Annotated in this window: 2 protein-coding genes (1 of these 2 cut by a window edge); both read right to left on the minus strand. The window is 49.5% G+C overall.

Going from position 1 to position 17,048, the window contains the following annotated elements:
- Window positions 1-11,610, minus strand: a complete 11,610-nt coding sequence (locus BMZ78_RS13635) for an amino acid adenylation domain-containing protein (protein WP_093230994.1) — start codon at window positions 11,608-11,610, stop codon at window positions 1-3.
- On the minus strand, window positions 11,607-17,048 hold the 3' portion of the coding sequence (locus BMZ78_RS13640; protein ID WP_093230995.1) for a non-ribosomal peptide synthetase. The gene runs 13,836 nt beyond the window's last position; only the last 5,442 of its 19,278 coding nucleotides appear in the window; its start codon lies off the right edge, out of view — the gene reads right to left on this strand; the stop codon is at window positions 11,607-11,609. The genes BMZ78_RS13635 and BMZ78_RS13640 overlap by 4 nt, the downstream gene beginning before the upstream one ends.

Raw genomic sequence — 17,048 nt, forward strand, 5'->3', positions numbered from 1 at the left:
TCATGATTTCGGGGTTTGACGTTGATTGGGAAAACCGCTTTTTCTGATCTCGGCAGCGAGCGTTTCTACATGCGGTCTTTCTAACATCGTTATATGATTACCCGAAATGGTTACCTGATAAACTTGACCGGCTGTATACGGTTGCCATTCATAGCTGCCGGACAGCCATTGTTTTTCCTGAGCCACAAAGAGATGAATATTCGCATTGATTTTGTACCTGATTTCATACTCTGCATAAGCCAAGCCGTTTAGTAACCAGATATATGCTTTTCGTTGGGTTGAATGAGTAAGATGCTGGATTTTGTTTGCAACATGCTCTGGAGTTAGTTCATCTACTTCTACCTGTTGTAACATCTCAGATGGATCCAAATCCAGGAGCTGAGCCTGTTCTCTCAATACCAGTGGATCTGTTAGCAACTGCAGGAACTTCGCCTTTTGTTCCTGTGGAATCCAGGTCGTGTCGATCAGCCCAAGCCAGGCCACTTGTTCTCCTGCCGCTTCCAAACGTCTGGTCATTTCAAAAGCAATGACTCCACCCAAGGACCAGCCCGCCAAATGATAAGGACCATGCGGCTGTACTTGCCGAATTTCATGAACGTAGCGCTCCGCCATTTCTTGGACGGAAGTAAGAGGCAGGTCAGCTGTATCATATCCGATGGACTGGATTCCATAAACGTTTACTTCACCCAATCGTTGCGCCAGTTCGTAAAGCGGCATCACTCCACCACCCTGCGGATGGATCATGAAGATGACTGGCTGATCATCCTGGGCAGAATGAAGCGGGATGAGATGCCTGTTTGTCACTGGATGATCGGCTTCAATTTCTTTAGCCAGCTCGGCAATCGTGGATGCTGTCAATAAGGCTCTAAGCGGCAGATCCACCTGGAATCGCTCTTGAATCATCGACACGAGCTGGAGTGCTACCAGAGAGTGTCCGCCTACTTCAAAGAAGGAATCATGAATGCCAATCGGCCGAACCGATAAAACCTCTTCCCACATTTTTACCAATTGCCGCTCTGTTTCCGTTCGAGGTGGCTCATATGTTTTTACCGAGCTGCCCATCTCAGGTGCTGGCAAAGCTTTTCGATCGATTTTTCCATTTGGCGTTTGCGGGAATGCATCCATTTCAATAAAGACAGCCGGGATCATATAGTCAGGCAGTTTTTTCTGCAGGTAGTTCCGCCACATATTTGCATCATGGGTATAACCAGATTCGAGAATGAGATAAGCGACCAACTGCTTGCTTCCTGTCCGGTCATCCCTGGCGACAACCACTGCTTCCTGAATCGCTTCGTGCTTAGCAAGTACGGTTTCAATTTCTCCCAATTCAATCCGGAATCCCCGCACTTTCACTTGATGATCGATCCGCCCCATAAACTCGAGTACCCCTTGTTCATTCCAACGTACCAAGTCACCCGTTTTGTACATTTTGGCGCCTGCCTCTCGGCTGAAAGGATTGGCAATAAAACGTTCTCCCGTCAATTCAGGTTGATGGAGATACCCTCTGGCCAAACCGGATCCGGCAATGTACAGCTCACCGGGTACACCTACAGGAACAGGCTGTAAATGCGCATCCAATACATACATCTGGGTTCCACGGATGGGTCGGCCAATCGGCGGCGCTGTTTTCAGTCCTTTTTCAACGATTTCAACGGAAGAATATACCGTGTCTTCGGTAGGTCCGTAGAGGTTCACCACCTTTTCGACGGTTTCGATCGCATACAGTTTTTCCACCAATGCTTGTGATAACGGTTCGCCACACAAATTGACCGTTCGGACCGTTTCCGGAAGTGTCGTGAGCCGGAGCACTTCCGTCATGATGGAAGGAACGGTATTGATCAGTGTAATCGGCTGAATCGTCGTCAATTGCGGCAATTCCAGGGCACTCTCTGCCAGAATGACCGTCCCTCCCATGGTCAGTGGAACAAAGAGCTCATACACTGATAAATCAAAGCAAATGGAGGTGGTAAATAGTACCCCTTGCAGTTCTTCCAGGCTGTATGCTTCATGTGCCCAACGAATCAAGGCAAGGACACTGCGATGCTCAATCACGACACCTTTCGGTAGCCCTGTTGAGCCAGATGTATAGATCACATAAGCACAATGTTCGGGTTGGATGTCGATCACGAGCTCTTCGCCTGGATCGTGTGCGGCAATTTCTGGCCATTTTTCATCCAGACAAATGGTTTGGATTTCTCCACCAGGTATCCGGTCACCAAGTGATGACTGGGTGATAACCACTTTGGCTTTGGAGTGCTGGAGCATATAGGAAATCCGCTCAGCTGGGTAGTTCGGATCCAGCGGAATATAGGCTCCTCCCGCTTTTAATACTCCCAGAATCGCTACAATGAGATCAAACGACCGTTCCATACAAATCCCCACCAAGCTCTCAGGTTCGACGCCGAGCTGTTGTAAATAGTGAGCCAACTGGTTTACCCGCTGATCAAGCTCCTGATACGTCCACTGTTGCCCTCTCCACTCGACAGCAATGGCACTCGGTGTTTGTTCGGCCTGTGCCGTGAATAAGTCTGGAATGGTAGCGTGATCTTCCTTAACGAGAGGCGGTTGGTTCCAGTCTGATAAAACCTGGCGCTGCTCCTCCTCTGGCAAGATGGAGATGTCACTCAGTTTCCGTTCAGGTGCCAGAACGATTTGATCCAACACCGTTTCCAGATAGCGAAGAATACGGGCAATGGCTTCATCGGTATAATGGGCTGGATCATACATGATCTTGATCAGCAGTTCCTCACCGGGGCCTGTAACTACCGTGAGCGGAAAGTTGTTTTGTTCATGGGCATAAAGATCCGTGATGGCCAGTTCGCTGTCTCCAGCGGTTTCGACTGCTTGGATCGGGTAGTTTTCAAAGATAAATAACGTTTCAAAGAGCGGCACTCCTCGCGGCATCTCACTCCAACCCTGAATGTGAATGAGCGGTGTATATTCATAAGATTTGAGCTCCATTTGATTCTCCTGCAATTGTCTCAACCACTCAAGGAAGGAACTTTCGCCTGGCAATTGAACCCGGATTGGCAAAGTGCTAATGAATAGCCCCACCATGGTATCCACTTCAGCAAGTTCTCCGGGACGTCCCGAGCTCGTTACACCATAGACAATGTCCGTTTCGCCACTTAATCGGCTTAACACCAACGCCCAAGCGCCTTGAACCACTGTATTGAGTGTCAATTGATTTCGCTGTGCCAGCTCTTTCAGCTTGTTCATTTGGGATGTGTTCAGACAGATTCTTTGCTCCCGCTGTGGCTCATGGATCTCTTTGGATTCAGACAAGGCGATCTTGGTCGGTTCCGTGAAACCCTTCAGTTTTTCACGCCAATAGCTTTCTGCCGCTTCGATCGGTTGCTTTTTCAGCCAGGCCAGGTATTGTTCATACGCTGGACTTGCTGTCCAGTCCATTTCTTGTTCATCCCGCTGGAAGTAGCAGGTAAAGACTTCTTTAAGTACAAGGGAAAGACTCCAACCATCCAGCAGAATATGATGATGGGTCCAAATAAACCGGTACGAATCCTCAGCCAATCGAATCAAATACCAACGCATGAGTGGTGGTTCACTGAAATCAAAACCTTGACGGCGATCCGCTTCCAAAAATGCCTGGAGCCGTTCATTTTGTTCAGCTGGTGACCATCGACTCCAGTCCAGTTGAATCAATTCGACTGGAACACTTCGATGAACCAGTTGATGCGGCTCAGACAATCCGGCTGTTTGAAAAGATGTACGCAGAACCGGATGACGATCCACAACCTTCTGCCAGGCCTGCTGGAATAAGTCGATATCCAGTTTACCCTGAAGCGTAAAGGCAATTTGCGTAATGTAATCGCCTTTTTCCGCTGCATAGAGTGAATGGAAGAGCATTCCCTGTTGCAAAGGGGTAGCCACATAAATGTTTTCAATTTCCGGATACTCTTCGAACAGCTGATCCAGCTGGAAAGAGGTTATGTTCGCCAATGGGAAATCGGATGGTGTAAATCCCTGACCGGAGTCATTCTCCTGCTCAGCAAGAATGGACTGCAGTTCATGAATAAACTGCTGGGCAATGGCTTCGATCGTCTGACGATGATGCTTCTCTTTACTATATTTCCATGTCACGACTAACTGACCGCCCGACACCATTCCCGTGATCTCCAGGAGATAGGTGCGCAACTCCCCAGGATCTATGGCAGATCCGACCGATTCGGATGCTCCTCTCAGCAAGGCATCCGGTGTATCCATTTGGTCAAACTGGCCCAAGTAATTAAAGCTGATCTCTGGCTGCGGCAATGAACTTAGTACTGCTTGCACGTCTTTATCTTCGTGTAAATAGCGTAACAATCCGTAGCCGATTCCCCGGCGTGGTATTTGCCTTAACATTTCTTTAACCTGTTTTAATGAATCGGTAAGGGATCCATGTGGCTCGATGGTCAAGCAAACGGGATACACACTGGTAAACCAGCCTACGGTCCGTGACAAGTCGACTCCTTCTACAATCTCTTCCCGTCCATGACCTTCCAGGTCAATCCAAACTGTTGATTGTCGGGTCCAACTGGCCAAAGAGCGCACCAAGGCGGTCAACAGGACTTCCTGTACCTGTGTCCGGTAGATGGCAGGTACTTGCTTAAGCAGAGCTTGAGTTTCTGCTGGTGTCAGAGCAACATGGATGTATTCAGCCGACCCTTCGGTATTGGCTCCTTCATGGAAGTCTACGGGAATCTCTGATATCTCCTGAGGTGCTGCTTGCCAGTATGCCAATTCTGCCTTGACTTCCTCTGTTTGGGCGTATCGCCTCAGCTGTTCCGCCCATTCTTTATAGGAAGTGGTTTTAGCTGGCAAACGAACGGTTTGAAACTGACTTAATTGTTCATACACGGTTTGGAAATCTTCCAATAGAATACGCCATGAGACCCCATCCACCACCAAATGATGAGCGACAAACAAGAGACGATCTGGTTCCTGTTCACCAAGGTCAAAATAAACCACCTGAAACACAGGGCCGTTGATAAAATCCAGGCTGGCTTGCACTTGATTGGCGATCTGTTCGATTCTCTCTTTTTGGAGAGAAGCGTTCAAATTCCTGAGATCATGGTAAACAAATGGAACCCCTTCTTCTGGCTCGGCCAAATATTGGTGCCATGTCTCGCCTTGGCGTTTATAGCGCAAGCGCAACGCATCATGATGGTAGAGCAAATGCTTCACTGTTTCCTTCATCCATTTGATGGGGAGAGGTTGATCAACCGAAAACATGATCGCCTGGTTAAAATGATGGGGATTCACGCGTTCTTGCTCAAAGAACCAGTGTTGAACCGGTAATAGCGGAACCTCACCGCAAACCAGCCCCTGCTCTCCCATGATCACGGTTGTCTCATCAACGACTTGAGCCAGCTCGGCAATGGTCTGATTTTCAAAAATCTGTTTCGGGGTAAGATGGAGTCCTGCTTGTTTCGCCCTGGAAACAATCTGAATGCTCAGGATCGAATCGCCGCCCAGATGGAAGAAATTGTCGTGAATCCCTACTTGGTCTACCCGTAACACTTCACGCCAAATTTCTGCCAAAGAAGCTTCGACTTTGTTACGAGGAGCCACATACTCCTTTTCACCGCTAAATGTAGAAGGATCCGGTTTCGGTAGAGCCTTCCGATCGATTTTCCCGTTTTCTGTCAGTGGCATTTCATCCAACAACAGAAATCCTGCTGGAACCATATATTCTGGCAATCGCTGCTTTACAAAAGCGCGCAGTTCCGCTACCAAACAGTCTGCCACCACATAAGCGACCAAGCGTTTTCCTGCTTCACTCTGATCAACGATCACCACGGTCTCCTTCACGGCTGGATGCTGACGGATCGCTGCTTCCACTTCGCCAAGTTCAATCCGGAAGCCTCTGATTTTGACTTGATGATCAAGGCGACCCAAAAACTCGATATTTCCATCCGGTAAGTAGCGGACCAAATCCCCCGTCCGATATAAGCGAGCATGGGGATCATCGCTGAATGGATGAGGCACAAACCGCTCTGCCGTCAGATCCGGACGGTTCAAATAACCACGAGCCAAGCCATCTCCACCCGTATACAGCTCACCAGGCACGCCGATCGGAACCGGCTGTCCATGTGGATCCAGGATATATACATCTGTATTGCTGATCGGGCGACCGATAGGAACCGATGTACCGCCCTGCCAGTCGGCCGGGATTGGGTAGCAACTGGTAAAGGTGGTATTTTCCGTTGGACCATAACAACTGATGACCTGGACACCACCCAATGCCAACACTTTTTGCACATGGGGAACAGATACCACATCACCCCCGACCAAGAGCTGACGAAGCCCTTTGAGTGCAGAAAGTTGATGTTCCACCATCAGATTAAAGAGTCCGACCGTCAGCCATAAGGTAGTGACACGAGCCTCTTTGAGGACTTGAGCGATTTCTTCCAGGGATGGTGTGTGTGGTGGCATTATGACCAGCCTGGCACCATTGAGCAAACTCCCCCAGATTTCAAACGTGGATGCATCAAAGGCGACCGGGGCCAGTTGTAAAAAGACGTCATCCTGACGAATGTCCACATAATTGGCTCCCTTCACCAATCGCAAGATTGCTCGGTGGACGACTTCCACTCCTTTGGGCTTTCCGGTAGATCCAGAGGTATACATGACGTATGCCAAATGTTCGCCTTTGGCCAGCGGAAGCGGATTTTCCCTGCTTTCCCGGGCAATTTGTTCCCAGTATTGATCCAGCACGATCACTCCGTCTGACTGAAGCGGCAACTGAGCCTGTAAACGCGACTCTGTGAGCACCAACTTCACTTTCGCATCCTGCATCATATAAGCGAGCCGCTCCATTGGATAGGTGGGGTCCAGCGGAACATAAGCTCCACCTGCCTTGGCAATCGCAAGTAGTGTGACAATCAAGTCCAGTGAGCGTTCCATTGCCACTCCAACCAGTGTCTCGAGACCGACACCCTGCTTGCGCAAGAAGTGAGCCAATTGATTGGCCCGCTGATTCAACTCCTGGTAAGTCAACGTTTCATTTTCAAAAACCAGTGCAATCGCTTCGGGTGTTTTTTCTGCCTGTTCCGCAAACACATCCGCAATGGACGCATGACATGGATACTCCACTTGTGTTTGGTTCCAACGCTGAAGTTGTTCCAGTTCAGTTGAAGTGAGCATGGGGAGATACCCAATCGCCTGATCCGGATTTTGTACAATCCCTTCCAATAACTGCCTAAAGTGCCCAGCCATCCGGGCAATCGTAGCCGCATCAAAGAGATCGGTATTATATTCAAAGTTGGCCATCAACCCTTCCTCTGTTTCCATCATGGTCAGGGTGATATCAAATTTGGCTGTGACATGCGTGAAATCGAATGGGGCCAGTTCCAGTCCGGCCAGGCTTTGGGCAGTAAACGGCATGTTCTGTAGCACGAACATGACCTGGAATAAGGCAGAGTGGCTTAAACTGCGTTCAGGTTGCAGTTCATCCACCACTTTTTCAAACGGTACATCCTGATGAGCAAAAGCTTCCAGAGCAGTCTGCCGAACACGAGCGAGTAACTCACGGAAGCTGGGATTGCCCGATAAATCGGTCCGAAATGCCAGAGTATTGACAAAAAAGCCGATCAATCCTTCGGTCTCTTGCCGATTTCGTCCCGCAATAGGGCTTCCGACAATCACATCCTCCTGCCGGCTGTAGCGGCTGAGCAGTGTCTGGAATGCCGCCAATAAAGTCATGAACAAAGTAGCCTCTTCCTGTTGGCTCAGTTGTTTTAATTGTTCCGTAAGTTCAGGCGACAAAGCGACGGTATGCATTGCTCCATGGAATGTTTGTTCAGCCGGACGTGGTCGATCGGTTGGCAAATGCAAGACCGGGAGCTCTCCACCTAACTTTTCTTTCCAGTAAGCCAGCTGCTGTTCCATTACTTCGTTCTGCAGCCATTTTCTTTGCCAGACGGCATAATCCGCATATTGAATCGGCAAATCGCGGAGGTGAAGTGTTTCTCCTTTGACCAACGAATTGTACAGACTGAAGAGCTCCTGTTGGAAAATGCTCATCGACCAACCGTCGGAGACAATGTGATGCATATTCACGAACAGTACCCATTCTTGTTCGCTTAAACGGAATAGACTCGCACGTATCAGGGGACCCTGTTTCAGATCAAATGGATGAGCAACATGTTGTTCAATCATTTCCTGTGCCCGCTGAACCGGCTCTTTTTCATCCCGCAAATCAAAGAATGGCAACAACCAATCCATGTGCTCATGAATCACCTGCAGAATTTCGCCATCCACTTCCGCAAAGGTTGTACGCAAGGACTGATGCCGCTCGATCAGAGTACGGAAGCTTTGTTCCAACGCTTCGATTTCTACATGTCCCGTCAATTTCAGGGCGAAGGGCAAACTGTACGCTGAACTGCCGGAAATCAGCTGTTCGATAAACCATAACCGCTGTTGAGCGTAGGAAACCGGAACCATCCCTTCATCACGAGAAACAGGCGTAATGGGCATACTGGCCACCGCATCTTTATGGGCCTGCCCATCCAACCAGGCTGCCAATTCCATTACTGTCGGCTTCTCGAAAAGAATCCGAAGGGGAATCTCTTCCATATCCAACGATTCACGCAAACGGGAAATGACCTGGGTAGCAAGTAACGAATGTCCCCCTAACTCAAAGAAATGCCCGGTCAGCCCCACTTGATCCACTTTCAGGACACTTGCCCATATATCTGCAACGATTTGTTCTGTTTCCGTTCGCGGTGCTACATAGTTATCCTGTGTTCCCTGCTCAGGTGCCGGTAACGCCTTGTGATCCACTTTTCCATTGGGAGTAAGTGGCAATGCTTCCAGGACCACAAAGGCAGCTGGTACCATATAGTCAGGCAAATGTTGCTTGAGATGGGAACGCCATTCCCCACTGTTTACTTCTACAGGATTGGTTAATACCAGATAGGCAACCAAACGTTTTTCCCCTGGTTGATCTTCCCGGGCAATCACTGCAGCATCTTTCACCATAGGGTGTAAACGTAAAACTTCTTCAATCTCACCCAGTTCAATCCGGAACCCGCGTATTTTTACCTGATGATCCAAACGCCCCAAAAAGGCCAACTTACCATCCGGTAACCAACGCACGAGATCTCCTGTTTTATACAAGCGAGCCTTTGGATCTTCACGAAAGGGGTGTGGAACAAACCGTTCGTTCGTCAAATCGGGCCGGTTCATATATCCACGAGCCAGTCCTTCTCCTCCAAGGTACAATTCTCCCGGGACACCAACAGGCACGGGACGAAGCTCCTGATCCAATACATAAGCTTCTGTATTGGCGATCGGTCGGCCAATGGGCGGAGAAGTGGCCGCTCCCCTTTCAACCAGGGCATAGGTCGAATAGGTCGTATCCTCCGAAGGACCATACAAATTGTATACTTTTTGCACATGCCCCAATCGATACAGTTGTTGGGCCAAGGTGTTGGAAAGCGGTTCTCCGGCTAGATTGACGACACGAACCGAACGTGGAATCCCTTTGATGCGCACCAATTCCGTAGCTGCAGATGGAACGGTGTTGATCAAGGTCACTTGCTCTTTTGCCGGCAATTCCGGTAATTGCAAGGCATTTTCAGCAAGAATGACAGTTCCGCCTGCACTCAAGGGCAGGAAGATTTCAAAAACAGACAAGTCAAAACAAATGGATGTAGCGGCCAATACGCCTTGTAACTCTTCAGATGTAAACACTTGCCTGGCCCAGGCCAGCAAGGCAACCACGCTGCGATGCTCAATCATCACCCCTTTGGGTTTCCCGGTTGAACCTGAGGTGTAGATCACATGGGAACGATGAAAAGGTGAACCCTCATGTTCTACATCTTGCGTGCTCATCTCGCAAATGAGTTCCCGATCCGCATCCAAGCAAATCGCTTGAACACGCTCCAGCGGTAAAGACGCTTTCAAGGATGCTTGTGTCAAAAGAACACGAATCCCTGAGTCTTCAAGCATATAGGCGATACGCTCTCTCGGATAGGCTGGATCCAGCGGAACATAAGCACCACCTGCTTTCAAAATCCCCAGAAGCCCGATAACGAGATCCAAAGAGCGTTCCATACAGATCCCCACGAGCGTTTCCGGGCCCACCCCGAATCCCTTTAAATAGTGAGCGACTTGATTGGCACGCTGATTCAGCTCCTGATAGGTTAACGATTCATCTCCCCATACGACTGCTGTTTGCTGCGGCGTGCGCTCCGCTTGTGCTTCCACTAACTGATGGACCATCATGCTCCGTGGATAGTCCAGTGCGGTTCTGTTCCAGTCAGTCAGGATTTTTTGCTGTTCAGCGGGTGTGAGTAACGAAAGTTTTCCGACAGGCATTTCCAGATCCGTAACCATTTGTTCCAGCAAATTACTGACATGGGTCAGGATTTGCTCCACGGTTTTTTCTGTAAATTGGCTGCGATCATACATCATTTTAAGCAGCATCTCTTTTCCAGGTGCACAGACCAATGACAAAGGGTAATGGGTCTGCTCCACCGCTCGAATATTGCCAAGCTCCAAATTCAGGTCCATCCCTGAGCTGGTGGATTCGCCAATCGGATAATTTTCATACACAAACAAACTGTGAAAGAGCGGCGTTCCGCGCGGTGCTTCACTCCAACCATGAATATCGATCAGTGAACTGTATTCATACTGGCGCAACTCTACTTGCTGGGCCTGTAACTGTTTCAGCCAGGCAACCAGCGGAAGATCAGTTGGCACTTGTACCCGAACCGGGAGCGTATTGATAAATAGCCCCACCATTTGTTCGACACCGATTAATTCAGTCGGACGTCCAGACACCGTAGCTCCATATAAAACCTCCTGCTCCCCGCTATAACGATGTAAGAGAATGGCCCAGGCTCCCTGAACGATCGTATTGACCGTAACCTGATGCTCTCTGGCCAAGCGATGAAGTTTCTCTGTGATCGATGGGGACAAGGTCCGATACAGGGTGTGATACCCTGTTTCTCCTGTTGGTTCATTCACAACAAGCGGAGTGGGTGACGTGAACCCTTTGAGTGATTCACGCCAATATGCTTCCGCTTTTTTCATATCCTGTTTACGCAACCAGGCGATATAGTCACGATAAGGACGTGGAGTGGGAAGATTTAATTTTTTTCCTTTGACCAAGGCATCGTAGGATTGGAATACTTCATTTAAAACAATGGGCAAACTCCAACCATCCAGTAACACATGATGATAGCCCCAGACAAATTCATAGGTTTGCTCTTCGGTTTGAATCAAATTAAGCCGCATCAAAGGGGCGACAGTGATGTCAAAGTCTTGCATCCGATCCTGTTCCATCCACTCTGCCAGCTTTCGCTGCTTTTCAGCTGGTGGCAGATGACGCCAATCCAGCTGATGCAGCTTCACTGGTGATTTACGATACACCACCTGTACAGGCTGCTCGGTTTCGCCCCAGATAAATCCTGTGCGCAAAATCGTGTGACGATCCACTACCTGTTGCCAGGCTTGTTCAAAAGCATCCACATTCAAGCTTCCCTTGATGGTCACAGCCATTTGCGTAAAGTACATTCCAGAGTTTTCAGCATAAACAGAGTGAAAGAGGAGCCCTTGTTGCAAGGGCGATAATGTATAGATATCCTGAATTTCTTCCATCATGTTGATCTGCCCCTCTTCTTCTGGAGTAATGATAATACTTTGGTTAAGTCTTGATCCGTCAAATCGGCATCCGGGAAATCGGTTGGTGAATAGCTCCAGATGTCTCCCTGATCATTCGGCGATATAAACGATCGCAAGGCTTCCATGAATTCTTCTGCTACCCGAATGAGGGTGTTGCGATTGAACAGCTCTTTGCTGAACAGCCAGGAGACGTGCAGTTTTCCACCTGTAATGACCGCCACGATATCGAGAAGGTGTGCTCTTTGATTGGCCGGATGGATTTGCAGGCCGCCAAATTCAGGCGCTTCTCCGGCAAACAGGGTTGCTTCTGTCGTTACAGAATCAAACTGTCCAAGGTAGTTAAAACTGATCTCGGCCGATGGACAGGTTTGGAGATTTTCCCTCTCCATCCCTGGTCTGAGATAGCGCAACAATCCATAGCCCAATCCTCGATTCGGTACTTGCCGTAACTGCTCTTTGATCACTTTTAATGCTTCGCCTTGGGTGCCTGCTTCACCCAGATCAAGACAGACCGGATACATGCTTGTAAACCAGCCGACCGTTCGTGACAGGTCGATATCCTCCACAATCTCTTCACGACCATGTCCTTCCAGATGAACGAGATGTGAGCGTTTTTTCGTCCAACGTGAAAGGGCAAGGGACAAGGCCGTCAATAAGATCTCGTTGATATGTGCGTGATACTTGTTTGGCACTTCCTGTATCAACTGAATGGTTTCTTCTTCGGTCAGGGACAGAACCACACTTTCAAGGGTGGCTTCTGTATTTTCTCCTTCTGCCTGATCTTTTGGTAAATGCGTCTCCTGTTTGAAGGAGTCTGACAGCCAATAGTCTGCTTCAGCCAATAACGCATCGGACAGTGCGTACTCTTGCAGTTTGAGCGCCCATTGTTTATAGGAGGTTGTTTTCGGGAGCAGTTGCACTTCTTTTCCTTGGCTCAACTGTTCATAAACGGTTTGCAGGTCTTCCAGTAAAATTCGCCAGGAAACTCCATCTACAATCAGGTGATGGGCGACAAACAGAAGCCGGCCGGGCTGGTCATGACCCAAGTGGAAGTATGCGATCTGCCAGGTGGGCCCTTCGGAAATATTCAAGCCAGATTGCACTTCTTGCGCGATTTGTTCCATCATCGTGTTTTGCATGGATGGCGATTGATCCGACAAATCTACATAGTGCAATGGAATCGTTTCATCGATCTCGGCATGGAACTGGAACCACTCATCCCCCCGCTTTTGATAGCGAAGCCGCAGCGCATCGTGATGGTACAGCAATACTTTTAATGCCTGCTCCAGTTTTTCTGGATCCAGTGGCTTTTTCACCAACAGGAACATGGACTGATTCCAGTGGTGAGGCTGATCCAGTTCCTGTTCAAAGAACCAATGCTGAATCGGTGTAAATGGAACCTCTCCCATCACCAGGCCCTGTTCTGCTTCGATCGGTTTGATTTGATCCACCACACTGGCCAGTTCGGCAATCGTTTGGTGCTCAAACAGCTGTTTCGGTGTGAGTTTGAGTCCGGCTTGATTGGCCCGGGCAACCACCTGCAAGCTTAAGATCGAATCACCGCCCAATTGGAAGAAATTATCATGTACTCCCACTTGTTCGATCCGCAGGACCTGTTGCCAAATTTCCACCAGTTTTCCCTCGATTTCATTACCGGCTGCTGTAAATGGAGTATGATCCACGTAAGCCGAAGCGTCTGGAGCCGGCAGCGCCTTACGGTCAATCTTTCCGTTCGCCGTTAGCGGTAATGCTTCCATCTGTACGAAGGCTGCCGGAATCATGTAGTCAGGCAATGATTGCTTCAATCTCTGCCGTAAATCCTGGTTTGAAATCGATTCACCGGTTTTCCCAACCACATATGCGACCAATCGTTTATTTCCTGATTCATCTGCACGTGCGATGACCACACATTCATTTACAGCCGGATGACTGCTTAACACGGCTTCAATCTCGCCCAACTCAATCCGGAAACCGCGAATTTTTACCTGTTGATCAATCCGGCCCAAAAACTCGAGATTTCCATCTGGCAAGAACCGAACCAGGTCGCCGGTTTTGTAGAGGCGTGCATTCGGATCTGCACTGAATGGATGTGGGATAAAGCTGGCCGCTGTTAACTCCGGCCGGCCATAATATCCACGGGCCAAGCCGATCCCTCCGACGTACAGTTCACCTGGAACACCAATCGGGACTGGCTCTAAGCGGGAATCGAGCACATACACTTCCGTGTTGGCAATCGGACGGCCAATCGGTGGCGTTGTGGGTGCATTCTCTTTGGGTGTCACCGCTACAGCCGTGGTTACAACGGTATTTTCCGTTGGACCGTAATGATTCACGACCTCTACGGGGAAATCAGCCGGCGGATAGGATCTGAGCTGATCACCGCCTGTCAGCAGTTTGCGCAAGGATACCTGCCGCGGCCAATCCAGCAGGAGCATGCTTTCCAACAGCGGTGTCGGCAGGAAACTGATGGTGATCTGGTTTTCGATCATCCAGTCTCTCAGTTCCGCTGGAGACAAGCGTTGTTCCTCGGTCGGGATGTATAAGGTTGCTCCGCTTGCCAAGGTCGGCCAAACTTCCCACACTGAAGCATCAAATGCCGTGCCCGCCACCAAAGTCGTTCGATCTTGCGGTGTCAATTGATACTCCCGCTGATGCCAGAACACCAGGTTAAGCAATGAGCGATGTGTGATCATGACACCTTTGGGCTTTCCAGTGGATCCAGAGGTGTAAATCATATAAGCCAGTTGATCGATGTCCTTTTCGATAACCGGTTCTTCCGTCGGTTCTTCTGCGATGAGATGCCAGTCACGATCCAGGCAGAGAATTGACGCTGATCCCGACTCGATCCTGTCAGCAAGGTGAGCTTGGGTCAGAACGGCAGATACCTCTGAATCGCTGATCATATAGGCCAGCCTCTCGGCCGGATACGTAGGATCCATCGAAACATACGCTCCGCCTGCTTTGACAATGCCCAGTAAACCGATAAGGTACTCGGGGGAACGCTCTGTACAGATGCCGACAAGTGTTCCCGAACCAATGCCCCGTTTCAGCAAGGCATGTGCTAACTGGTTCGCCCGTTGGTTTAACTCTAGATAGGTGAGTGTTCCTAGCGGACTTACCACAGCCAGGGCATCCGGATTTTGTTTCGCTTGCTCCATGACCCATTCAAAAACGAAGCGATCTTGCGGGAAGTCCTCCTGTGTTTGATTCCATTCGACCAAGAGCTGCCGTTCTTCGCCGGTCAGTACCTGGAAGCGGGAAACCAGCTGGTCGGCTCGTTCGACGATTTGCTCCAATAAATACTGGAATTGTTTTGCCATCCGTTCGATTGTTGCTGCTTCAAACAGATCGGTATTGTACTCAAACGCAGCGACCAGGCCTTCTGGTGCTTCAGCCATGGTAACCGTGAGATCAAACTTCGCCGTTTCCTGTTCCAGCGGAATCGTTTCAACATCCAGGCCTTCCACTTCGCTCCAGTTACGTGGCGTATTTTGAAGGGCAAACATGACCTGGAACAGTGGTGTGTGGCTGAGGTGACGTTCAGGCTGGACTTCATCCACCACTTTTTCAAAGGGCACGTCCTGATGTGCATAAGCACCCAAAGCCACTTCTCGCACCCGCTTTAAGAGCTCGCGGAAAGTAGGATCCCCTGAAAGATCCGTTCGGAAAACCAGGGTATTAACAAAGAAGCCAATCAAATCCTCGATTTCCTTATGATTCCGTCCGGCAATCGGGCTTCCGACTGCAATATCTTCCTGACCGCTATAACGACTGAGCAAGACTTTAAACGCCGCCAGGAGAGTCATAAAGAGTGTCGTACCTTCTTGCTGGCTCAATGTTTGCAGTTTTTCTAACAGGGTCGTTGGGAAAATGGCCTGATAGGTTGCACCATGGAACGTTTGCTCAGAAGGTCTGGGCCGATCTGTTGGCAATTGCAACACTGGCACATCGGCCAACTGCTGTTTCCAATAAGCGAGTTGTTGTTCAAGAACTTCTCCTTGTAGCCAGTTTTGCTGCCAAACCGTAAAGTCAACATATTGAATGGCCGGTTCAGAGAGCGGACTCTCCTGACCACTCACAAACGCCTGATAAAGCGAGAACAGCTCACGGATAAAGATGCTCATCGACCAACCATCTGAGATGATATGGTGCATATTGATGTAAAGAATCCATTCATTTGTCGCCAGCTGCAAGAGTTTCGCACGAAAGAGTGGCCCTTGCTCCAGGTCAAATGCTGTTTGGAGATCGGCATTGATTTGTCGCATCGCTTCTTGCACAGGATCTTCGTTTGCACACAGATCGATCACATCGAGTGCGATTTCGTCTGTTTCCTTCACCATTTGAACCGCTTGACCATCGACTTCCCGGAATACGGTACGAAGGGACTCATGGCGCTTAATCAATGCATGGAAGCTTTGCTCCAGGCTCTCGACATTGAGCTCACCGCGAATCCTTAACGCAAATGGAATGTGGTAAGCTGTCCGCTCTGTCATGAGACGATCCAGGAACCAAAGCCGTTGTTGTGCATAGGAAACGGGGTAGGTTGCCTGGTTTCGACCAACAGGTGTGATTGCTGGCATAACGTTCTGATCCCCTTTACGAACAGCCAGCTCCACCTGTTTGGCCAAATCTTCCAGCGTGGGTGCCTCAAACAGGCTGCGTAAAGGCAACTCGATCCGGAACGCTTCATTGATGCGGGATATGACTTGGGTTGCCAACAGCGAATGGCCGCCCAAGGCAAAGAAGTTGTCTTCCGCATGTATTTCTTTGACTGGCAACAAGCTGGACCAAATTCCCGCAATCATCTCTTCCACAGGTGTCTGCGGTTTGCGGCCTGCCGGTTGATATCGCACCGTTTCCGGCTCTGGCAATGCCTGACGATCCACCTTGCCATTGGCGGTAAGCGGGATGGCATCCATGACCATAAAAGCCGATGGAACCATATATTCAGGCAATTTTTGTTTCAGGTATGTTTGCCAATCGGATTCTTTGGCTTCCGGTTCCAGCACGAGATAGGCAACCAAACGCGTCTCACCTGTTTGGTCTGCGCGGGCAATCACTGCGGCTTCTTTGATCTCTTCATGCTGGCTTAAAATGGTTTCGATTTCTCCCAATTCGATACGGAAGCCGCGAATTTTTACCTGTTGATCGATCCGTCCCAAAAATTCCAGCTGACCATCCGGCAAAAAGCGAACCAAATCACCTGTTTTGTACAACCGCTCGCCAGAATCTTTGCGGAATGGATGCGGGATAAAGCGTTCTTTGGTTAACTCTGGACGACGATGATACCCTTCCGCCAATCCCAAACCACCTACATACAGCTCACCTGGAACGCCAATCGGCACAGGCTGCAGCCAGGCATCCAGTACATAGACTTCCGTATTGGCAATGGGACGGCCAATCGGTGGAAGTGTCTG

The organism is Thermoflavimicrobium dichotomicum, assembly GCF_900114055.1.
In the GTDB taxonomy this organism is placed as follows: Bacteria; Bacillota; Bacilli; order Thermoactinomycetales; family Thermoactinomycetaceae; genus Thermoflavimicrobium; species Thermoflavimicrobium dichotomicum.

Bases quoted from the DNA above. Each gene is read 5' to 3' on its own strand.
- BMZ78_RS13635 (WP_093230994.1), bottom strand. From the start codon at position 11,610: ATGATGGAAGAAATTCAGGATATCTATACATTATCGCCCTTGCAACAA.